Origin of the sequence: Mucispirillum schaedleri ASF457 (assembly GCF_000487995.2) — a bacterium.
GTDB classification, from domain to species: domain Bacteria; phylum Chrysiogenota; class Deferribacteres; order Deferribacterales; family Mucispirillaceae; genus Mucispirillum; species Mucispirillum schaedleri.
The window spans coordinates 1,444,696-1,468,107 of record NZ_CP097562.1; the positions used below are offsets into that span (position 1 = coordinate 1,444,696).

General features: G+C 34.8%; 18 protein-coding genes, 2 tRNA genes, 2 rRNA genes and 1 pseudogene. 22 read left to right on the forward strand and 1 reads right to left on the reverse strand.

From position 1 onward, the window contains the following. Positions 1-334 precede the first annotated feature (334 nt). From N508_RS06800 to N508_RS06885, 18 genes and pseudogenes are all read left to right on the forward strand, one after another. Complete coding sequence (locus N508_RS06800) at positions 335-1,123, forward strand: ParA family protein (RefSeq protein ID WP_023275651.1); 789 nt, start codon at positions 335-337, stop codon at positions 1,121-1,123. Continuing rightward, on the forward strand, positions 1,120-1,989 hold the full coding sequence (locus tag N508_RS06805) for a ParB/RepB/Spo0J family partition protein (RefSeq protein ID WP_023275652.1): 870 nt from the start codon (positions 1,120-1,122) through the stop codon (positions 1,987-1,989). The genes N508_RS06800 and N508_RS06805 overlap by 4 nt, the downstream gene beginning before the upstream one ends. Next, positions 1,983-2,369 carry a bactofilin family protein gene (locus N508_RS06810; RefSeq protein WP_023275653.1) on the forward strand — a complete coding sequence of 129 codons (387 nt, stop codon included), beginning with the start codon at positions 1,983-1,985 and terminating at the stop codon, positions 2,367-2,369. Before N508_RS06805 ends, N508_RS06810 begins: the two co-directional genes overlap by 7 nt. A gap of 288 nt (positions 2,370-2,657) precedes the next feature. Then, on the forward strand, positions 2,658-3,416 hold the full coding sequence (tpiA, locus tag N508_RS06815) for a triose-phosphate isomerase (protein WP_023275654.1): 759 nt from the start codon (positions 2,658-2,660) through the stop codon (positions 3,414-3,416). An 87-nt stretch (positions 3,417-3,503) separates the two neighbouring features. Beyond that, positions 3,504-3,860, forward strand: a complete 357-nt coding sequence (gene secG, locus N508_RS06820) for a preprotein translocase subunit SecG (RefSeq protein ID WP_023275655.1) — start codon at positions 3,504-3,506, stop codon at positions 3,858-3,860. A gap of 33 nt (positions 3,861-3,893) precedes the next feature. Then, positions 3,894-5,549, forward strand: coding sequence for a peptide-binding protein (locus tag N508_RS06825; RefSeq protein ID WP_023275656.1), 1,656 nt, complete (start codon positions 3,894-3,896; stop codon positions 5,547-5,549). Between the two features lie 19 nt (positions 5,550-5,568). Continuing rightward, a complete protein-coding gene (locus N508_RS06830; protein ID WP_023275657.1) occupies positions 5,569-6,486 on the forward strand; it encodes a rhamnan synthesis F family protein in 918 nt (305 codons plus the stop codon). A gap of 3 nt (positions 6,487-6,489) precedes the next feature. Beyond that, on the forward strand, positions 6,490-6,951 hold the full coding sequence (locus N508_RS06835; protein WP_023275658.1) for a sugar 3,4-ketoisomerase: 462 nt from the start codon (positions 6,490-6,492) through the stop codon (positions 6,949-6,951). Continuing rightward, positions 6,909-7,367, forward strand: a complete 459-nt coding sequence (locus N508_RS06840; RefSeq protein ID WP_023275659.1) for an N-acetyltransferase — start codon at positions 6,909-6,911, stop codon at positions 7,365-7,367. Before N508_RS06835 ends, N508_RS06840 begins: the two co-directional genes overlap by 43 nt. Then, on the forward strand, positions 7,364-8,443 hold the full coding sequence (locus N508_RS06845; RefSeq protein ID WP_023275660.1) for a DegT/DnrJ/EryC1/StrS family aminotransferase: 1,080 nt from the start codon (positions 7,364-7,366) through the stop codon (positions 8,441-8,443). Before N508_RS06840 ends, N508_RS06845 begins: the two co-directional genes overlap by 4 nt. A gap of 13 nt (positions 8,444-8,456) precedes the next feature. Further along, positions 8,457-9,506 carry a glycosyltransferase family 2 protein gene (locus N508_RS06850; RefSeq protein WP_023275661.1) on the forward strand — a complete coding sequence of 350 codons (1,050 nt, stop codon included), beginning with the start codon at positions 8,457-8,459 and terminating at the stop codon, positions 9,504-9,506. An 8-nt stretch (positions 9,507-9,514) separates the two neighbouring features. After that, the gene (locus tag N508_RS06855; RefSeq protein ID WP_023275662.1) at positions 9,515-10,360 is read left to right on the forward strand and encodes a glycosyltransferase family 2 protein; all 846 of its coding nucleotides are present in this window, start codon (positions 9,515-9,517) and stop codon (positions 10,358-10,360) included. A gap of 68 nt (positions 10,361-10,428) precedes the next feature. Further along, the gene (locus N508_RS06860; protein WP_023275663.1) at positions 10,429-11,883 is read left to right on the forward strand and encodes an MBOAT family O-acyltransferase; all 1,455 of its coding nucleotides are present in this window, start codon (positions 10,429-10,431) and stop codon (positions 11,881-11,883) included. Between the two features lie 8 nt (positions 11,884-11,891). Beyond that, on the forward strand, positions 11,892-13,127 hold the full coding sequence (locus N508_RS06865) for an alginate O-acetyltransferase AlgX-related protein (RefSeq protein ID WP_023275664.1): 1,236 nt from the start codon (positions 11,892-11,894) through the stop codon (positions 13,125-13,127). Between the two features lie 98 nt (positions 13,128-13,225). Further along, the gene (icmB, locus tag N508_RS06870) at positions 13,226-13,630 is read left to right on the forward strand and encodes a coenzyme B12-dependent isobutyryl CoA mutase small subunit (protein ID WP_023275665.1); all 405 of its coding nucleotides are present in this window, start codon (positions 13,226-13,228) and stop codon (positions 13,628-13,630) included. Between the two features lie 68 nt (positions 13,631-13,698). Beyond that, entirely contained in the window at positions 13,699-14,613 is a 915-nt protein-coding gene (meaB, locus tag N508_RS06875) for a methylmalonyl Co-A mutase-associated GTPase MeaB (RefSeq protein WP_023275666.1), read from the forward strand. Position 14,614: 1 nt separating this feature from the next. After that, positions 14,615-15,663, forward strand: a pseudogene (locus tag N508_RS06880) (glycosyltransferase family 2 protein). Positions 15,664-15,677: 14 nt separating this feature from the next. Beyond that, positions 15,678-16,619 carry a glycosyltransferase family 2 protein gene (locus N508_RS06885; RefSeq protein WP_023275668.1) on the forward strand — a complete coding sequence of 314 codons (942 nt, stop codon included), beginning with the start codon at positions 15,678-15,680 and terminating at the stop codon, positions 16,617-16,619. Here N508_RS06885 and N508_RS06890 read toward each other — a convergent pair. After that, on the reverse strand, positions 16,612-17,643 hold the full coding sequence (locus N508_RS06890) for a glycosyltransferase family 9 protein (protein WP_023275669.1): 1,032 nt from the start codon (positions 17,641-17,643) through the stop codon (positions 16,612-16,614). The two genes, N508_RS06885 and N508_RS06890, sit on opposite strands and share 8 nt — an antisense overlap. Before the next feature lie 423 nt (positions 17,644-18,066). On the opposite strand from N508_RS06890, the gene N508_RS06895 reads away from it, so the two are divergent. From N508_RS06895 to N508_RS06910, 4 genes are all read left to right on the forward strand, one after another. Beyond that, positions 18,067-19,615, forward strand: a 16S ribosomal RNA gene (locus N508_RS06895). Positions 19,616-19,900: 285 nt separating this feature from the next. Continuing rightward, positions 19,901-19,974: transfer RNA gene (locus N508_RS06900), tRNA-Ile, on the forward strand. A gap of 331 nt (positions 19,975-20,305) precedes the next feature. Further along, positions 20,306-20,378 (forward strand) — tRNA-Ala (locus N508_RS06905). Positions 20,379-20,500: 122 nt separating this feature from the next. Then, a 23S ribosomal RNA gene (locus N508_RS06910) occupies positions 20,501-23,411 on the forward strand. The 16S and 23S rRNA genes sit together here with 2 tRNA genes alongside, the layout of an rRNA operon. Position 23,412 lies beyond the last annotated feature (1 nt).

A 23,412-nucleotide genomic window follows, 5' to 3' on the forward strand; every position in this document is an offset into this window, starting at 1 on the left:
TTATAATAAATTTTTTAGAAAAAGAATATAAAAATTTTGCATTTATACAAATATTCTAAAAAAAATACAATTAAAAGAGCTTAATATGTTATTATAGTAGAGAAAATGCAAATTAATATCAAAAAATGCAGACTGTCTTATGGTGCAAAATCTATTGAAAGGCAAATGGTTATAAATTTTATAAAAAAGTGTAGGAAATAGGTAAAAATATAAATAAATTTATAAATTTATAAAAGAAAAACTTGCAAGCCATAAAATATAATGATAATAGATATAGATTATATTATCTTATTATAAGAAAAATGCTGTTACATACAGGGGGGCTGATAATTAAATGAGTTGTAAGGTTATAGCTGTAGCTAACCAGAAAGGCGGTGTTGGTAAAACAACAACAGCAGTAAACCTTTCTGCATCGCTTGCAGTAGCAGAAGCCAGAGTTTTGCTTATAGATTTTGACCCTCAGGGGAATGCAACAAGTGGTGTAGGTGTAATGCCTGAAGAAATAGACAATGATATTTATGATGTTATTGTTAATGGTGTAGATATTAATTCTGCATTATACCATACAGAAATAGAAGGGCTTGATTTAATACCTGCCAGAATAGAGCTTTCTGCTGCAGAAGTAGAGCTTATACAAGAGCTTTCAAGGGAAACTAAATTAAAACGAGCTATTGCGGAAATAAAAGATAATTATGATTATATATTAATAGACTGTCCCCCATCACTTGGGCTTTTAACTGTGAATGCATTAACTGCAGCAGGCTCAGTTTTAATTCCTATGCAGTGTGAATATTTTGCTATGGAAGGTTTAGGACAGCTTATAAATACTATTAACTTAATTAAGGAAAATTTAAATACAGATTTATATATTGAAGGCATACTTCTTACAATGTATGATGTTCGCAATAATCTTTCAAAAGAAGTAATGAATCAGGTGAAAACACATTTTCCTGACAAGGCTTTTAAAACAGTAGTGCCGAGAGCTGTTGCATTGAGTGAAGCACCAAGTTTTGGCAAACCTATTATACTATATCAGGCAAAATCAAAAGGCACAGAGTGTTATATAGAGCTTGCAAAAGAAATACTTATTAAAGCAAACCAGCAGGAACAGGATATAAAATGAAAAAACCATTAGGACGAGGGCTTGATTCCTTAATTCCACGCAACAGCGAGGAAGCACAGGCAAAACACAGTGGTGTTGTTACATCTAATTTTTTTGAGCTTGGACTTACTGAAATTGTTCCAAACGATAACCAGCCACGCCGAGTTTTTGATAAAGAACTGTTAGAAGAGCTTGCTGAAAGTATTAAACTGAAAGGAGTAATCCAGCCTGTTATTGTTACTAAGCTTGATAGCGGCAAGTATATGATAATTGAGGGAGAACGGAGATGGCGTGCTTCTGGTATTGCAGGCAGGCAGAGTATACCTGTAGTTGTCCGCAATACTGATACAGCAAAGGAGCGTTTAGAGCTGGCACTTATAACTAATGCTCAGAGAGAAGATTTAAATCCTGTTGAGCTTGCAGTTGCATATCAAAAACTTATGGATGAGCACAGCTATAAGCATGAAGATTTAGGGGTAATAGTCGGCAAAAGCCGTTCAGCAGTTACTAACAGATTAAGGCTTTTAAATCTTCCAAAAGAAGTGCTTGATTTAATAGAAAAAAAAGAAATTAGTGAAGGTCATGCAAGAGCATTGCTTTCTCTAGATGATAAAGCAGAAATTATCCGCATTGCAAATATTATTAGAGATAAAAATTTATCTGTAAGAGATGTGGAAAATATGGTAAAATCTCGCAGTAAACCATCTGAAAAGCATGAGAAAAAGCAGGATGCCAATATTCTTGAACTGGCAAATGAGATGGAAGTATTTTTTAACTCAAAAGTAGATATTAAGCCATCTAAAAAAGGCGGAGTTATAAATATTAAATATAATTCTGATGATGAGCTTGATACAATTATAAAAAAAATTAGAGGGGAACAATGCTGAAAGTAGCAAAAGAAACCGGTGGCGGCATAGACGCATTTTTAGGACAAAATACATCATTTAATGGAACATTAGTTTTTGAAGGTATTGTCAGATTAGATGGTAACTTTGAAGGTAATGTTAAAAGTAATGATACATTAGTTATTGCTGAAAGCGGTAATGTTAATGCCCAAATAGAATCTGGTATTGTTAAAATATCAGGTACATTTGATGGCTTAGTAGTTGCAAAAAATAAAGTGGAGCTTTATAAGCCTGCTGTTGTATCTGGCACAATAAGAACTCCTGTTTTAAAAATGGAAGAGGGTGTTATCTTTAATGGAACACTGGAAATGGATAATGGCAGAAATAAGCCACTGACAGGTAAAAAAGAAGAAGAAAAATAGCCAGACTGCCAAATAATTGCATAATAGTATTTATATTTATATATTAAGATTTAATTTGGTAAACCGAGCTTGCAGCATATATATAAGTTTGGATTACATTACAGCTTAATAAAATGCGGCGAATGTTTTTATGTGTTTTTTTCATATATAATAAGGAAAAAATATAAAAATAGGCAGTAAAGGCATTATTAAGCTGGCAGAATAATGGCGAGAAAATTTTTTGATAATCTTGAAAAAAAGCAGCTGCTTAAATTTTAGGCAGCTGCAAAGCTAAGAAGGAGGCTTACTATGAGTCGTAAACCATTAATTGCAGGTAACTGGAAAATGAACAAAAATGTATCTGAGGGAGCAGCTTTAGCAGCTGAAATTGCAGGTGCAGACATTGATTATTCAACTAGAGATGTGCTTTTTGCACCACCATTTACTGGTATTTATGCAGTAGCAGAAGCTGTTAAAAAAGCAGGTGGCAAAGCATTAGTTGCAGCACAGAATATCTATTTTGAAGAAAGCGGTGCTTTTACTGGTGAAGTTTCATCTGGCATGATAAAATCTGCTGGAGCATCATGGGTTATTCTTGGTCACTCAGAACGCAGAAGCATTTTTGGCGAAACTGATGAAATCATCAATAAAAAAGTTAAAAAAGCATTAGCAGATGGCTTATCAGTTATTTTATGTGTTGGTGAGACTCTGTGGGAGCGAGAAGCAAAAGCAGAAGTTGAAACAGTTCTTGCACAAACAGGCAAAGGTTTAGAAGGTGTAGAAGACCTTTCTAATGTTGTTATTGCTTATGAGCCAGTTTGGGCAATAGGAACAGGCAAAACTGCATCTCCTGCTGATGCGGAAGCAATGCATAAAGCGATTAGAGAATATATTGCAAAAATTCGTTCATCTGCAGCAGCTGAAAATATACGCATTTTATATGGCGGCAGTATGAAACCAGACAATGCAAAAGAATTAATGGCATGCCCTGACATAGACGGTGGTCTTGTTGGCGGTGCAAGTCTTAAAGCAGATCAGTTTTTAAAAATAATTAATTTTGATAAATAATTGATTGCATATACTGGCTTATTTGTAAAAATAAGCCAGATAAGTTTACGGAGGTTAGAGGGGATATACCCTTAAAGTTAGGAAATTATGTATACAATTGTTTTAGCACTATATGTATTTGTATGTATTTTATTAATAATTGCCGTTTTATTACAGAATAGTAAAAGTTCAGATTTAGGTGCAGCATTAGGTGGTGGCAGTGGCGAAATGTTTGGGCCAAAAGCACCGGCAAGCATTATGAATAAAATAACAACTGTTATAGCAGCAGCTTTTTTAGTGCTTTCTCTTATTTTAGCTATTATGTCAGGTTTAGGCAATGATAGTGTTATGAGAAAAGCAAATATTCTTTCACAGCAGCTGCCGGCTGAGGCAACTCAAGCACCAGTAAATATGCCTGCTCAGGGAAACAGCCCAGTTATTCCATCTAACACTCCTGCTGAATAATAAGTATTATTAATTACTCAAAAGGTTGTGAATGTGAAAAAAAATATTTTACTAGTATTTTTGTATCTAATTACAGTCCTGCTTTTCAGTTCCTGCAAAAATCAGTCAGAAAAACAGGATATTCAGAAAAATAAAGTTGAAGAAAAAGAACTTTCATCAGTAGAAATTCCTTATGGTGATGCTTTATCCACAGGGGAAATTGCAGAGCCTATTAATCTTATCCCTGCTCTTGCTTCAGATTCTGCAAGCCATAATGTAACACAATATATATATAACGGTTTAGTTAAATATGATAAAGATTTAAATTTAGTTGGTGATTTAGCAGAATACTGGGAAATATCTGATGATAAAAAAGTTTTTACATTTTATCTTAAAAAAGGGGTAAAATGGCATGATGGTGAAGAATTTACAGCAGATGATGTTAAATTTACCTATGAATTTATGATTTCAGATGATACACCAACTGCTTATGACAGCGATTTCAGAGTGGTAGAAAGTGTAGAAGTAATTGATAGATATACAGTCAAAGTTACTTATAAAGAAGTATTGTCTCCAGCACTTGCAAGCTGGGGAATATGGATGATGCCGCATCATGCTTTAACAGACAAGCCTAGCCGTTCCCCATTGCAGAGAAAACCAATAGGCACAGGTCCATATAAACTAGAATCATGGAAAGCAGGTCAGTCTATTACATTAACAGCATTTCATGACTATTTTGAGGGCAGACCAAAAATAGAAAAAGTATTTATCAGGGTTATCCCTAACCAGACAACTCAGTATTTGGAGCTTTTAAACGGTACAATAGATATTATGGGGCTTACACCTAAGCAGGACGCTCTTGATACAAACACTCCAAAATATATAGATAATTATAATACATATTCTTTTCTTGATTTTTCATATACTTATGTAGGGTATAATTTTAAAAGAGCACCATTTAACAATCAGCTTGTCCGCCGCGCATTAACTCATGCGATAAACAAGCAGAGTATAGTAGACGGGCTTCTTTATGGCAAAGGCATTGTGGCAGAAGGTCCTTACAAGCCTGATTCATATTGGTATAATCCAAATGCAAAAGGTCCAGAATATAATGTTGAAAAAGCAAAAGCACTACTTGCAGAAGCAGGGTTTAAAGATACAGATGGTGATGGCATACTTGAATATAACGGCAAGAAATTTACAATAGAATTAATGACTAACTTAAATAATGATGTCCGTGGCAAAATAGCAGAGCTTGTGCAGCAAAGCTGGGCTGATATTGGTATAGATGTGCAGATAAAAGTTCTTGAATGGGCAACAATGCTTGGCGAACTTAATAAAAATAACTTTCAGGCTGTAATTTTAGGCTGGTCTACAGTATTAGACCCAGACCAGTATGATATATGGGCAGCAGAAAGGTGCGGTGGCAACGGTCAAAACTATATATGTTACAGCAACGAAGAAATAGACAGACTTTTAATAGAAGGCAGAAAAGTTTTTGATAATGAAGAAAGAAAGCTTTGTTATGACAAAGTGCAGGAAATATTAGCACAAGAACAGCCATATACATTTTTATATTTTCCATACAGCAGTATTGCTCTTAATAAGCGGTTTCAAAATGTGGAGCCTGCAAAAGCCGGCATTACATATAATTTTATAGACTGGTTTGTTCCAAAGCAGCAGCAAAAATACAAAATAGTTGTAGAATAAAGGATAGGGGGGGTATGTAGTGAAACGAATTTGTCTTTTTGCTGGTTTTAATATTAATGGTATAATAGAAGATTATGTTCTTTATTATTTGCAGGAACTTTCCAAAATATCAGATATATACTATTTAGCAGATAATAAAATAATGCCGAAAGAATTTGAAAAAATTACCCCTTATGTAAAAGGTGCTTATGGATATAAGCATGGCAAATATGATTTTGGTTCATGGCAGGAGTTAATAAATAAAATCAGCTGGGAAAAGATAGCAGAATATGATGAACTAATTTTAACAAATGACAGTGTCTTTGGTCCGTTGTATGATTTACAAGAGTTTATAGAAAGCATTGAAAAAGATAAAGAGTGGGATTTATGCGGCATAAATACTGCTTATGATTTCCATACATGGCATCTAAGCAGTTATTTTTTAGTTTTCAGAAAAAATGGATTTTTGTCAGAAACATTTAAAGAGCATATTAACTCTATAGAAAAAGAAAATTCTGTTAAAAAAGTGATAGAAAAATATGAAATAGGACTTTCAAAAAAAATGGTGGAAGCAGGGTTTAATGTTAAAAATGCAGTAAAATTTAGGAAAAATATATATATTTCATGGCGTAGTTTTTTTACTGCCGGTTCTCCATTGATTAAGCGTAAAATTTTTAATGATGAATTATTTTTAATATGCAGAACATTGAACTGGGAAAGTTTTTTTAAAAAGCATACAAAGTATAATACTTCATTTCTTTATACCTATGTAAACCAGTTTAAAAGCAGGTTTAGAATATTCAGGCTGATAAACAATAAAATTTTCTGGCAGTATGCAGGTAAAGGAATAATTAAAATAATTTGGACAAAGGAAAGAAAACTAATTCGTCTATTTGGAATATATCTGCTTAATATTTATAACTATGACAGCAATAAAATCAAACTGGTGGAGTATTAAAGTATGGATAACTGTAGATTAATTGAGCTAACATCTCATGGAGATAACAGGGGAAGTTTAATAGCTCTTGAAAAAGAACATGATGTGCCTTTTGATATAAAAAGAGTATTTTATATTTATGATACTAAAAGAGGAACACCAAGAGGTCAGCATGCAAATAAAAAATCAGAGCAGATGCTTATATGTGTAAGTGGTTCATGTAGAGTTAAAGTGGATAACGGTAAAGGTATGCAGGAAGTTTATGAATTAAATACACCAGAACAGGCTCTTTATACTGGCACTATGCTTTGGCGGGAAATGTATGATTTTTCTGGAGGCTGTGTTTTAATGGTAATAGCAAGTGAATATTATAATCCAGAAGAATATATCAGGGATTATGATAAATATATAGAATTAGTAAATGGGGGGGGGGATATAGGTAAATGTATATTCATCCTCTTGCTGATGTTAAAAGTAAAAATATAGGAAAAAATACAAAAATATGGCAGTTTTGCATTGTATTTGAAAATGCTGTAATTGGTGAAAACTGTAATATTTGTGCCCATGTTTTAATAGAAAATGATGTAGTTATAGGTGATAATGTTACAGTGAAAAGCGGAGTTCAGCTTTGGGATGGTATCTGTATAGAAGATAATGTTTTCATAGGTCCAAATGTAACATTTACAAATGATTTATATCCCCGTTCAAAAAAATATCCTGAAAAATTTTTGCAGACAGTAGTAAAAAAAGGTGCATCAATTGGAGCAAATGCAACAATTCTTCCGGGGATAATAATTGGCGAAAATGCTATGATAGCAGCAGGAAGCATTGTTACAAAAGATGTGCCGTCTGATACTTTATATAAAACAAACATAACTGTTGAAACTAGGAGCCTGATATGATTAAATTTTTAGATTTACACAAAATAAATGAAAGATATAGAAAAGAAATAGATGAAAGAATAAAAAAAGTATTAGACAGCGGCTGGTATCTTTTAGGCAAAGAAAACGATGAGTTTTGCGATAATTTTGCAAAATTCTGCGGCACAAAATATGCTGTTGGTGTTGCAAACGGATTTGATGCATTAAGGCTTGCTGTTATGGGTTTAGGTTTTAAATATGGTGACGAAATACTTGTGCCGTCAAATACATATATTGCTTCTATACTTGCCATATCAGAATGCGGCTGCACTCCAGTTTTAGTTGAGCCTGATATTAATACATATAATATTAACCCTGCTTTAATAGAAGAGAAAATTACAGATAAAACAAAAGCAATAATGGTTGTTCATTTATATGGTCAAACTGCTGATGTATCAAATATTAAAAAAACAGCAGATAAATATAATTTAAAAATAATAGAAGATGCAGCACAGGCTCATGGAGCATGTCATAATGGTAAAAAGGCAGGTAATCTTGGCGATATTGCAGGCTTTTCATTTTATCCGGGTAAAAATTTAGGCTGTTTAGGTGATGGTGGTGCGGTTACTACAAATGATGAAGAACTTTATAATAAAGTGAAAGCATTGAGAAACTACGGCTCACATAAAAAATATGAAAATTTATATACAGGCTTAAATTCCCGATTAGATGAAATTCAAGCTGCAATATTAGATGTAAAACTTAAATATTTAAATGATGATAATAATTATAGAAAAAAAATTGCAAAATATTATATAGAAAACATTAAAAATGATAAAATAATACTTCCAAACTACAGCGATGAACATGTTTATCATATTTTTGCTGTCAAAACAGAAAAAAGGGATGATTTGCAAAATTATCTTAAAGAAAACAATATAGAAACATTAATACATTATCCTATTCCACCACATAAGCAGGTTTGTTATAAGGGAATACTGGGTGAAAGCTATTCTGTAAGTGAAGAAATACATAAAACAATTTTAAGCCTGCCAATCTCTCCAGTAATTAAAATGGAAGAAGCAGAATATGTAGTAAAAGTTTTAAACAATTATTAAATGGTAAAAAAAAATGAAAGATAATATAGAATTATCAGTAATAATACCTGTATATAATGCAGGAAAATATTTGAAACAGTGTATAGATAGCCTTGTAATGCAGTCTTTAAATGAAATGGAGATAATATTTGTAAATGACTGTTCTCCATGCAGCGATGATGAAGAGCTTATTAAAAATTATATGAAAAAAGATGGCAGAATAAAATATTACAAGCATGAGAAAAACAAAGGCACTGCCGGAGCAATTAATACAGGACTTGAAAATTGTGCTGGAAAATATATTACAATTGTAGGAAATGATGATTATCTGCTTGATAATAAATGCTATGAATATCTTGTTGATGTGGCAAATAAGAGCAATGCAGATGTAACAGGATTTGGTGCATATTCTTTTAATGACGGAAATGATAAGGAAAAAACACAGATATACAAAAATTCATACTATAAAAAAGCAAAGAAAGTTAACCCTGATTATTTCCCATCAGAAGTTACATGGAATAAGCTTTTTAAAACTGAAAGCATAAAAAAAAATAACCTTATATTTAATACAAATGCAAAATATGAAGATATAGAGTTTTGGTATAGATATGTAATTACAGTAAATCCAGTTATGCTGTATATTGATAAAAATTACTATATGTATAGGCAGAGAGCAAATTCTGTGATGTCTACACCGTCAAATTATATTAAAAGATTTGATGTATATAAAATGATATATAATTTTATCAAAGAAAATAATAAAGAAAAAGAATACAGAAATAATATTATCAAATGGCTTAATTATCCAGAACAGTATGAAAACTTTACTGATGAAATAAAAGATATATACAGACAGCAGACAATAGAATTTATGAAAGAAATAAATATAAATGCTGAAGAAATATTTAATACCCTTGATATGAGAATATTCAAACTGTTTTTTAGTAATAACTATATTGCAGATAAATACAGCGAAGTAATAGAAAATTATAAAGCAGTAAAATATAAATATACAAAAGTAAATATATTTTTCCATAAATTAAAAAGAGAAATAAAAAGAATTGCAGCAAAGTTTAGGGGATAATATAAAATATGAAAATATCTGTAATAATGTTAACATACAACCATGGAAAATATATTGAAAAAGCAGTCCAAAGTGTATGTGCTCAGCAGGGCGATTTTCAGCTTGAAATTATAATTGGAGATGACTGTTCAACAGATAATACAGCAGAAGTCATAGATGAACTTGCAGCAAAACATAAAGAAATAAAAATATTCAGACCAGAAAAAAATATAGGAATGCATGCAAATTTGAAAAAATGCTTATCACTTGCAGAAGGTGACTATATATCCATGTGTGAGGGCGATGACTGGTATATAAGCCCATATAAACTGCAAATGCAGATGGAATTTCTTGAAAAAAATAAAGACTGTGTTATGTGCAGCCACAGTTATATAGAATATAATCAAAAAGAAGATAAATACAGCACAATCAACTATCAGCAGGATTACAATGGGGGGGGGATTTACTGTTTTGAACAGCTTGTAACAGAATACAAGTGGACAAATTTTACAACATATATGTATAGAAAAGAAGTTATAAATAAACTGCCTGAATTTATCTGGGAATTAAATGGTGCAGATTACAGTTTTAATATGCACTGTGCTGTTTATGGAAACCTTGGTATAATAAAAGAGCCATTAAGTGTATACAGAGCAGGTATAGGGCAGTGGTCAAGTTTATCTCTTATAAAACAGCAGCAGGACACTCTGGATTTTGCTTATATTTCCAAAGAGCATTTTCATAAATATTATAACGGAAAATATGATGACATATTTGATAAAAGAATTGAAAAATCAATTAAAAATTTAAAACGAGTTAAAGCAAAAGCATTTAAAAATAAAATAAGAAGATTTTTTAAAATAAAAGAAAAATAAGTATAATGTTACAGTATTTTTTTTAAAAAGACATTCTATAAAAACAGCAAAACTAAGGGATAGATTATATGGTATTCAGCTCTTTTACATTCCTGATATTTTTTCTTCCATTTACACTTATTGTTTTATATTCAATACCACACAAGTATAGAAATACATTTCTACTAATTATGAGCTTAATATTTTATATGTGGAGCAGCCCTCAATATCTGCTTGTTATGATTGGTGTTATAATCATTAATTATTTCGTAGGCATATATATAGATAAGTATGATAAGACTGGGGGGGGGCGAAGTGCCATATTAAAGAAAAAGACATTAATCATTGGAATAGCAGTAAATGTATTAGTGCTTTTTATCTTTAAATATTTATCATTTACAATTAACAGCATAAGTGAAGCATTACAGGTCTTTGGATTTAATGGCTGGATATTTAAAAACATAGTGCTTCCTGTCGGTATATCTTTTTATATTTTCCAAAGTATATCTTATCTTGTAGATATTTACAGGAAAGAAGCACCAGTTCAAAAAAGCATAAAAAATTTAGCTCTATATATATCAATGTTTCCACAGCTTGTGGCAGGTCCTATTGTCAGGTATAACTCAATAGCACAAGATATTGAAAAGCAGAGAAATATATCCTTTGAAGTTTTTATACTTGGGCTTAAAATCTTTATAACAGGGCTTGCAAAAAAAGTATTAATAGCAAACCAAATGGCAGTAATTGCAGACACTATGTTTAGTCAGGATGCATCATATTTAACAGCTGTTAATGCATGGATTGGTGCGCTTGCATATACATGCCAGATTTATTTTGATTTTAGCGGGTATTCTGATATGGCAATAGGTCTTGGATTAATGATAGGTTTCAGATTTCCTATTAACTTTAACTATCCATATATTTCATACAGTATAACAGATTTCTGGCGTAGATGGCATATTTCCCTTTCAAGCTGGTTTAAAGATTATTTATATATCCCGCTTGGCGGAAACAGAGTAAAAGTTTCAAGAATGTATCTTAATTTGCTTATTGTGTTTATAATCACAGGTATATGGCATGGAGCGAACTGGACATTTTTAGTATGGGGATTGTTTCACGGTTTCTTTTTAATTTTTGAAAAAATAACAGGCTTAAATAAACAAGAAAAATATAAACCAATTCGCTGGCTATTAACAATGTTGATAGTAATCACTGCATGGGTATTTTTCAGAGCAGATACTATATATGATGCTTTACAGTATATTAAAGCTATGTTTGGCTTAAACAGTAATGCACAAGAGCTTATTTCAAGCCAGTTATATTTAAGCAACCCTTTGTTTTACATCATTATGGCAGCAGGTATCGTTGGCTCAACTCCACTTGTAAAAAAATATTTTATGCAAAATATTGATATATCTAAGCCGTTAAATGTATCTAAAAGAGTTTTATATATACAGAATGCTGTTATGGTAGTTCTTTTAGCAGCTGTTTATATTATGCTTGCAAATAATACATATAATCCGTTTATATATTTCAGGTTTTAGGTAGAGATATGAAGAAGATAAGTTTATTGTTAATAATATGTTTTATAATAAATATTATAACTGTTTTTTCGCTGAATAAAGATTTAAACAGATTAGTCATAATATGTGTTTCTGTTTTAATTTATGCTGCTCTTTATATAATTCTTTTAAAAATACATAAAAAAACAAATCAAATTAATAATATTATTTTTTTTACTTTCCTAATTATAATAACTGCACAAGGCATTATTTCTTTTAATTATAAAAACACAGTAAGCAGTGGTGAAAACAGGGTGCTGGCATTACTGCCGTCAGTGAACCCGTTTCATGAAAATTTTGCAAAAAAAATGGATACATATATTAATGACAGGATAGGGCTGCGGGGTGAAGCGATAAAAATATACAGTTCAATTCCATATATGAATGATTATAATATCCAGAATAAAGTGCTGAAAGGTGTAGATGGCTGGCTGTATTTAAATGATGGTAATAATTATTTATACTATCAGGGAGTAAAAAAATATAATAAAGAAAAATTAGAAGTGGTAAGAAATAGTATAGAAAAAAATATAGAGTTTTGCGAAAAAAATAATATTTCATTAATCACGATTATTCCGCCTGATAAAGCAACTATTTATCCAGAATACTATAACAAATATATTAAAAAACTTTCAGGTAAAGAAAATTATATAATATTAAAAGAATATATTGAAAAAACATTTAAAGATAAAAAAATCATTGTGCCATATAATGAATTAACCAAAGCAAAAGAAAATTTATTATATTTTGTAAAAGATTCTCACTGGAATTCTTATGGTGCTTATACTGCATATAAGCTGTTAGAAAGCAGCATAAAAGAGATTTATCCATCATATAAAACAATAGATGCAGATGAAATTATTAAGTGTGATAGAAGCGATTATACTCATAATGATTTAGAAAAAATGCTTGGCATTATAAATATAACATCAAATACAGTGCAGGATATATGTCCAAAAGAAAAGGGCATATTAGATCTTAGGTATGAAAATGCACATCAAACAATATGGTGGAAAAAATCATATGGCAGTAAGGAAGCTCCAAAAATACTTTTAATTCATGATTCTTTTATGGTAGAGCTTGCACCATTTATAGAAAAAGGTGCATCACAAATAGGCAGTATATGGACTTATGGTAATGATTTTAACAGTCTGTCAGATATTATTCTTTCTTTTAAACCAGATTTAATAATATGGGAGCGTGTTGAGCGGCTTTGGTTTGAATAATATTTCTACAATTATTTTTAACAATAAACTATTGACAATTTTAGCACAATGGGACATTCTATATAGTATTAAGGAATTTTTTTCCGGAGGTCAATGCAATGTCTAAAATAAGAGTATTAATCGCAAAACCAGGTCTTGATGGTCATGACAGAGGTGCAAAGGTTGTTGCCCGCTCATTAAGAGATGCTGGCTATGAAGTTATTTACACAGGTCTTCGTCAGACACCTGAAGCAATTGTTGCAACAGCTGTTCAGGAAGATGTTGATGCTATCGGCTTATCTATCCTTTCAGGTGCTCATAACACAGTATTTCCTAGAATTATTGAGCTTTTAAAAGAGAAAGATGCATCTGATATAGTGGTATTTGGTGGTGGAGTTATACCAGAAACTGATATTCCAGGTCTTTTAGAAGCTGGTGTTGCTCATATTTTTACACCGGGCACTCCAACTGATGAAACAGTTAAATTTTTAGAAGAAAATGTTAAACCAAAAAGCATAGCATAATAAGAAAATATTTTTAAATGTATAAGGGGGCATAAAAACTGCTCCCGTTTTTTTATAAGGTGGTTTTTATGAATGAATTTTGCAGTAAAGTATTTCGTGGAGATGTGCGTGCATCAGCAAGGCTTATGAGATTGGTTGATGACAGGGCAGAAGGTTATGAAGAGTATATGAAAGAAGTATGGAAACACACAGGTCATGCTCATATTATAGGTATAACTGGTGCACCGGGTGCTGGTAAATCTACCATGACAGATAAACTTATTGCAAAATACAGAAGTATGGGTAAAACAGTAGGTGTTGTAGCTATTGACCCTACAAGTCCATTTTCAGGCGGTGCTATACTTGGGGATAGGATAAGAATGGCAGACCATGCAACAGATGAGGGTGTTTTTATCCGCAGTGTTGGAACAAGGGGGCATCTTGGTGGACTTTCTGTATCTACTATGGATATTGTTGCAGTAATGGATGCTATGGGAAAAGACATAGTTATTATTGAAACAGTTGGTGTCGGTCAGGATGAAGTAGAAATAGCAATGGTCGCAGATACCTGCATTGTAGTAACTGTTCCGGGGTTAGGTGATGACATACAGGCAATTAAAGCAGGTATTTTTGAGATAGCAGATATTTTTATTGTTAATAAGGCAGACAGAGAAGGTGTAGAAAGAACTGTTAAAGATTTAGAAATAATGCTTGAAATGGTGCACCAAAGGACTACATGGAATGTGGAAGTGTTAAAAACAGTTGCTTCAAGAGATGAAGGAATAGATGATGTAGTAAATACAGTAATAAAGCATGCAGAATTTTTTGATAAAAATATTAAGCCAAAACGCATGGAAGACAGGCTTCTGCATGTGGCTTATGGAGTAGTCAGGGAAAAAATTGTTAAAGAAATATTTGCAGAAGATGAAATAAGAAAACTTCTGCAAAGCGGCTTTGACCCATATTCAGCAGTAGAAAAATTATGGGAAGCTAGACAGCTGTAATATGCAGAAGTTAAGTATTGTTATCCCTGTATATAATACAGCCATATATTTAAAAGAATGTTTAGAAAGCATTATTAACCAGACTTATTCAGAAATAGAGATAATATGTGTAGATGACTGTTCGCCAGATAACAGTGCAGAAATTATAAAAGAATATGCTGCAAAAGACAGCAGAATAAAATACATAAAACATACTGAAAATAAGTTTCAAGGGGGGCAAGAAACACTGGTATAAATGCAGCAGAAGGCTCATATATTACTTTTGTAGATAGTGATGATTATATGGCAGATAAAAGCTGCTATGAAAACATTATAAAAAAGATTGAGCAGTATAAAACTGATATAGGTATTTTTTCTTTTTTTGAAATAAAAAATAATACAAAAAAATATTATAGAATAAGTAAATCTATTACAGGAATAAATAATCTTAACCAAAATAATTTTACAAAAGCACATTGTTCCCCATGTAATAAAATTTTTAAACTTGAAGATATAAAAAAGTATAATTTATCTTTTCCAGAAAAACTTAAATTTGAAGATGAGGCATTTTGGTATAAATATGTTGCAGCTTTAGAGCCAAAAGCATATATAGAAAATACACATTATTATGCATATAGAATCCGCAGCGGCTCCACAATGGACACCCGTGATAAATATATATATGACTATCTGGATATAACACTTGATATTATTAATTATTTAAAATCAGCAGGCAAAGAAAACTATTATAAAAGTGCACTGCTTAATCTGCTTTACAGCCCTGCAGTGAGTGATGAAATATATAACTTATCAGAAGAAAACAGGAAAATAGTTGCAGATAAATTTTATCAGTGTATATATTATGTCGGCGACTATACACAAGAAATGAATGAAAGAATTGGTGCAAGAATATATGCTTATTTTATAGATAATAAATTTATCCGTGAAAAATATATAGAAGAAATCAAAAAATTATCAAAAATAAAATATAAAATTTTAAAACCAAATATTTTCTCTTATAAGCTGAAAAGAGAAATAAATAGAATAATAATGCAGATAAAAAACAAATAAGGTATTTAAATATTATGGATATATCAGTAATTATCCCATCACTAAATGGCAGAAAATATTTTGATGAATTTTTATCATCAGTTATAAAAGAGTGCGAAAGCACACCATATAAAGCAGAAATAGTTATAGTTGATGATGGCTCAGAAGATGGCAGTATAGCTTACTTAGAAAGCACAGCATCAGATATATTAAAGCCTTATAAAAATATTAAAAAAGGAGCTTGTTCTGCCAGAAACTATGCAGTATCAAAATCAAGCGGCAGATATTTATTATTTCTAGATAATGATGTAATTATAGAAAAAGGATTTTTTGAAAAAATTGTTCCATTATTTAATGACAGCAGTGTAGGTGCCATTGCCTGTGCAGGTTATCAGTATGACAGCAGGAAGCAGATAGACGGAATAAAGCTGCTGAAATTTAAAAGAAGGTTTTTCAGATTTACAAGCAATATATTAAATAAAAATATGAAAGAAGGGCTTAATGAATATTTATCCTTTGGTGTTCAGGGTGCTTATTTTGCTTGCAGAAAAGATGTGTTTAATGAAGTATGCGGCATAAGTGAACTATTTGAGCCTTATTTATTAGAAGAAACTGATTTAATGTATAAAATCTTAAAACATGGCTATAAAATATTATACCAGCCAGATACCAAGCCACTGCATAAATGGGGGGGAACAATTGCAAGCAAAGTTTCTCCTAGAACAAAATATCTTTCAGTTAGAAATAAATATCTTTTTAATTTTATACACTTGCATTCTAAAAAATTATTTATACAGTTTATCCTGTTAAATATATATAGAATATTTAAATCAAATGACAGAAAAGCATTAAAAGAGCTTTATTCTATGCGTAAAGCTATAATGCTGGAAAGAGAAAGAGAAAAAAACAGCTCTGTAAAAACTGATACAGAGCTTTTAAACTTTTCAAAAAAATACAGCAGAGAGATAGCTAAATAAGTTTACTTATGGCATTTATAACATCATCAATATCAAATCCATTTTGATTATATTCTTGAGTTTTGTTTGCACACTGGATAAATTCAACAAATCTTGGTGTCCCAATAACATAGTCTTTTTTGCCATACGAAATTATTTCACATACATTTGTTCCAACAGCTGAGGCAATATGCACTAATGCTGTATCTACGGAAATAAGTAAATCAGCTGCCTGTATTAAAGCAAAAGTATCCTGTATATCAGTTTTATAAGTAATATGAAGATGTGGGCTGTTAATATCTTTAGCTATTAGCTGGTATTTTTCAATATAATCACTATAACCTATAATAAAAAAATGGTATTCAGGATATGTATTTATTAATTTAGTAAGTGTTTCTACAATTTTATCATTAGAAAGGCTTTTATCACTGCCTTCGCCGTTAAAAATTATTATTTTATCATTGTCAGCAGTTTGTTTAAAATATTCTCTTGCTTTATTTTCCTTATGTTTAGGTATATAAAGCTCATATTTATCATATTTGTCAATATCTGGGTTAATTATAGAATATGCAGAGCCTTCGAATGAGCTGAAAAGGTGGGTGTATGTTTTATACAAAAACTTTTTATCATACTTATATTTATTATTTTCTCTAAATTTTCCAGCAACAGCTCCATACAGCTTTGATGAAGTAATACCCCCCCCCATGATAAATCTAATCATAAATCTATTAGACCATTTATATGAGCTGTCTACATCTATTAATATATCATATTTTTCATGCCTTGCTTTTAACAAATTTTTTAAATGAAACACTGGGTTTAAAAAAATCTTTGTTCTAGTAATTTTATTGAAAGGCTTATTATATGTATTAAAGAAATAAAATTTATCTACATTTGGGTTATTTTTAAATGCAGCAGCATACATTTTTGTAGAAAAAATATGTATTTCTGCATCAGGGTATATTTTTTTAATTTCTCTAGGGTATCCAGTATAGATAACTCCATCACCTAAAGCGCGTGCCATAGCCCATATAAGTATTTTCATATTTGCTCCTATTCATACCATATAATAAAAATTAATAATTAAGTAAAATAAACCTAATATAATATAGAATAAAAATCAATATATAATAGGAAATCAAATGTCATCCAAAAATTTTAAAATGATGTAAAAAAATATATTGACAATATAAAAAAGTTTTGTTATATATACTTTCCCTTGATACAGAAGCTGCTGATATTCTTGGTTTAATATAGAAAGATGTGGCTTTAATATTGTTTTAAGAATTTTTATATAAAGTTTTGAGTAACTTATTTAAAAAAGTTCTTGACAATAATGAAAAAAAGTATTAGGTTATGTGACCCTGTTTATATTTAAGGGATTATGTATTGACAACAGAATAGGTTAAATTGTGATAGACAGCTTAAGTAATTAGTTAGGTAAGAATTTTTTTGGAATACAATAAATTGTATGGAGAGTTTGATCCTGGCTCAGAACGAACGCTGGCGGCGTGCTTAACACATGCAAGTCAGGGAGAAAGTCTCTTCGGGGATGATTAAACCGGCGCACGGGTGAGTAACACGTGAGTGACCTGCCTTTTAGACTGGAACAACTTACCGAAAGGTGAGCTAATGCCGGATGAGTTATATAAGTGCATGTTTATATAGGAAAAGTTGGGGAGACCTGACGCTGAAAGATGGACTCGCGTCCCATTAGCTAGTTGGTAGGGTAATGGCCTACCAAGGCGACGATGGGTAGCCGGCCTGAGAGGGTGGCCGGCCACACTGGGACTGAGACACGGCCCAGACTCCTACGGGAGGCAGCAGTGGGGAATTTTGCGCAATGCTCGTAAGAGTGACGCAGCGACGCCGCGTGAATGACGAAGGCCTTCGGGTCGTAAAGTTCTTTCGACAGGGAAGAAAATGCCTATAAGTAACTGTGTATGTATTGACGGTACCTGTATAAGCAGCCCCGGCTAACTCCGTGCCAGCAGCCGCGGTAATACGGAGGGGGCGAGCGTTGTTCGGAGTGACTGGGCGTAAAGAGCACGTAGGCGGTGTTGTAAGTCATTAGTCAAAGACTAGAGCTCAACTTTAGTAAGGCTAGTGATACTATAATACTAGAGTATCAGAGAGGATTGCAGAATTCCTGGTGTAGCGGTGAAATGCGTAGATATCAGGAGGAATACCGTTAGCGAAGGCGGCAATCTGGCTGGAAACTGACGCTGAGGTGCGAAAGCGTGGGTAGCAAACAGGATTAGATACCCTGGTAGTCCACGCTGTAAACGATGGATGCTAGGTGTTGGGCTTTTAAGTTCAGTGCCGCAGCAAACGCGATAAGCATCCCGCCTGGGGAGTACGTTTGCAAGAATGAAACTCAAAGGAATTGACGGGGGCCCGCACAAGCGGTGGAGCACGTGGTTTAATTCGATGCTAACCGAAGAACCTTACCTGGGTTTGACATCCACAGAAGGCGTTAGAGATAATGCTGTGCCTGATTTATCAGGAGCTGTGAGACAGGTGCTGCATGGCTGTCGTCAGCTCGTGCCGTGAGGTGTTGGGTTAAGTCCCGCAACGAGCGCAACCCCTATTTCCAGTTGCTAACGGTTGAAGCTGAGCACTCTGGAGAGACTGCCAGCGATAAGCTGGAGGAAGGTGGGGACGACGTCAAGTCATCATGGCCCTTATGTCCAGGGCTACACACGTGCTACAATGGCATAATCAGAGGGAAGCATCTCCGCAAGGATAAGCGAATCTCATAAATTATGTCTCAGTTCAGATTGCAGTCTGCAACTCGACTGCATGAAGTCGGAATCGCTAGTAATCGCAGATCAGCAAAGCTGCGGTGAATACGTTCCCGGGCCTTGTACACACCGCCCGTCACACCACGGGAGTCGGTCGCGCCTGAAGCCGGTGGCCTATCAGTAATGGGGGAGCCGTCTATGGCGAGATTGGTAACTGGGGTGAAGTCGTAACAAGGTAGCCGTACCGGAAGGTGTGGCTGGATCACCTCCTTTCTAAGGAAAGTAAGCAAGTCTGTCACGATATTAACCTAAACAATATGGGGGATTAATATCCCCCAGTAATTGAGTTAGTTTATCTTAAATATTTTTAATAAAGTATGAAAGATATTTAAATTAAACTAATAAGCTCTATAAGGGCATAAAGGTAAGAATATTTTTAATAATATTTATTCTGTATCAAGGCGATAATTTAAAGACCGCAGAGAGTTTACATATAAGTAAATGAGCAAGGGGTTTAAATTATCAACACAGAGACAGTATAAATAGATTAAAAAGATAGGGCCTATAGCTCAGGTGGTTAGAGCGCACGCCTGATAAGCGTGAGGTCGATAGTTCAAGTCTATCTAGGCCCATAGTATTAGGCGTATTTATAAGAATATTTTTATCAGGACAAGGCGATTTTTTAGAGCGAAGAGAGTTTACATAAAGGTAAATGAGCAAGTGAGAAAAAATCAACGCAGTAATGATGAAAATAGATTATAAAAAGGGGTCTATAGCGAAGGATGATTAGAGCGGATGCCTGCTGCGTAGGCGATAGTTCAAGTCTATCTAGGCCCATAGTATTAGGCGAGCGATGTCTGGAAAGATTTTTTCAGCCATTAGTGAAGAAAATATGTTAGTTTGTTGTTTTAGAAAAGAAAATAATAAGTTTTAAATGTAAGAGTTTAAAATGACTTATAAAGAGGGGATATAGCTCAGCTGGGAGAGCACTTGCCTTGCAAGCAGGGGGTCAGCGGTTCGATCCCGCTTATCTCCATAGATATTAGAAATACATTTCATTTTTTTGATGGAATGTGTTTCCATCATTTATGGAATGAAGTAATGATTGACATAAGAATAAGAATTAAGTGAGAGGAGTATAGAGAGAACTGCAATTTAGGTCAAGCTACTAAGGGCGCATAGAGGATGCCTAGGCGATGACAGGCGAAGAAGGACGCGGCAAACTGCGAAAAGCCACGATAAGCTGTTAACAGGCGTTACAGTCGTGGATATCCGAATGGGGCAACCCAGTGGAGCGACCCTCCACTACCCGTAAGGGAGCGAACTCAGGGAAGTGAAACATCTCAGTACCTGAAGGAAAAGAAAGAAAACTCGATTCCGTGAGTAGCGGTGAGCGAAAACGGAAGAGCCTAAACCAGTCATAAGGCTGGGGTTGTGGGGCAGGTGTTATAATACTTGCGACTATAGAAGAACGGCATGGGAAGGCCGGCCATAGAGGGTTAGAGCCCCGTAATCGAAATGGTCAAGAGATTAAATCTGTACCCGAGTACTGCGGGAAACGTGAGGTCCTGCAGGAATCAGGAGGGACCACCCTCTAAGGCTAAATACTAGTCATCGACCAATAGTGAACGAGTACCGTGAGGGAAAGGTGAAAAGAACCCTTGTTAAGGGAGTGAAATAGAACCTGAAACTATGTGCCTACAAGCGGTCGGAGCATATGTTAATATGTGACGGCGTGCCTTTTGCATAATGAGCCTACGAGTTATCGTATGCAGCGAGGTTAAGCCGATAGGTGAAGCCGGAGGGAAACCGAGTCTGAATAGGGCGAATTAGTTGCATGCGTTAGACCCGAAGCCAGTCGATCTATCCATGGGCAGGTTGAAGCAGCGGTAAGACGCTGTGGAGGACCGAACCAGTTTGGGTTGAAAACCATTTGGATGACCTGTGGATAGGGGCGAAAGACCAATCAAGGCTGGTGATAGCTGGTTCTCCCCGAAATGCATTGAGGTGCAGCGTTGATATTTAATTTTCTGGGGTAGAGCACTGTTTGGGCTAGGGGGCATACCGCTTACCGAACCCATACAAACTCCGAATACGGAAGAGAATATATCAGCAGTGAGACTACGGGTGAGAAGATCCGTGGTCGAGAGGGTAAGAGCCCGGACCGTCAGCTAAGGTCCCTAAATATACACTAAGTGGTAAAGGATGTGGAAATGGAGAAACAGCCAGGAGGTTGGCTTAGAAGCAGCCATCCTTTAAAGAAAGCGTAACAGCTCACTGGTCTAGCGTTTCTGCGCCGAAGATATAACGGGGCTAAGTGTATTACCGAAGCTACGGACTGTGTAAGATTATTATACAGTGGTAGGGGAGCATTCTGTTCAGCGGAGAAGCCGAACCGTAAGGTTTAGTGGAGCGTACAGAAGAGAGAATGTAGGCATGAGTAGCGATAAAACGGGTGAGAAACCCGTTCGCCGTAAACCTAAGGTTTCCACCGGCAGGGTAATCCGCGGTGGGTTAGTCGGTCCCTAAGACGAGTCCGAAAGGGGTAGTTGATGGGAAACAGGTCAATATTCCTGTACCGGCATAAATCGTTTAACGATGGGGTGACGGAGAAGGTTAGGTGAGCAGATTTATGGATTAGTCTGTTTAAGTATGTAGGCAGACTGTGCAGGCAAATCCGCACAGTTAATGACCCGAGATACGAGCACGAGCTGGTTAACCCCAGCGAAGTCATTGATACCACGCTTCCGAGAAAAACCTCTAAGTAGATATTATGTTGACCGTACCGCAAACCGACACAGGTAGGTGAGGAGAGAATCCTAAGGCGTATGAGATAAGTTCACTTAAGGAACTCGGCAAATTACTACCGTAACTTCGGGATAAGGTAGGCTCTGAGTATGTGAATCTATTTACTAGAGGAGCAGAAAAGAGTTGCAGATGAGAGGCCCAGGCGACTGTTTAACAAAAACATAGCACTCTGCAAATTCGTAAGAAGAAGTATAGGGTGTGACGCCTGCCCGGTGCTGGAAGGTTAATAGGATGGGTGCGAGCTCAGAATTGAAGCCCCAGTAAACGGCGGCCGTAACTATAACGGTCCTAAGGTAGCGAAATTCCTTGTCAGGTAAGTTCTGACCTGCACGAATGGCGTAACGATCTGGGCGCTGTCTCAAGTGAATACTCAGCGAAATTGCAGCAGCGGTGAAAATGCCGCTTAACCGCAGCGGGACGGAAAGACCCCGTGAACCTTTACTATAACTTGGCAGTGATATTTGGTACATAATGTGTAGGATAGGTGGGAAACATAGAAGCGTGTGCGCCAGCATGTGTGGAGTTGCCCTTGAAATACCACCCTTTGTGTGCTGACTATCTAACCTGGCCGCTTTGTAAGCGGAGGGACATTGCCAGGCGGGTAGTTTGACTGGGGCGGTCGCCTCCTAAAGAGTAACGGAGGCGCGCGAAGGTGCCCTCAGGTTGGTTGGACACCAACTGTCGAGTGCAAAAGCATAAGGGCGCTTAACTGTGAGACTGACGGGTCGAGCAGGTTGGAAACAAGGCTTTAGTGATCCGGTGATTCCAAGTGGAAGGGTCATCGCTCAACGGATAAAAGGTACTCCGGGGATAACAGGCTGATCTCCTCCAAGAGTTCACATCGACGAGGAGGTTTGGCACCTCGATGTCGGCTCATCACATCCTGGGGCTGTAGCAGGTCCCAAGGGTTCGGCTGTTCGCCGATTAAAGTGGTACGCGAGCTGGGTTCAGAACGTCGTGAGACAGTTCGGTCCTTATCCGCTGTGGTCGTAAGAAATTTGAGAAGGTTTGCCCCTAGTACGAGAGGACCGGGGTGAACGGACCTCTGGTGTGTGGATTGTTCCCCAAGAGCATAGTCCAGTAGCCACGTTCGGAACGGATAACCGCTGAAAGCATCTAAGCGGGAAGCCGGCTTCAAGATAAGATTTCTCAGAACATAAGTTCGTAAGACTCCATGTAGACTACATGGTTGATAGGTTGGAGGTGTAAGTGTCGTGAGGCATTGAGCTGACCAATACTAATAAGTCGAGGGCTTGACTTTT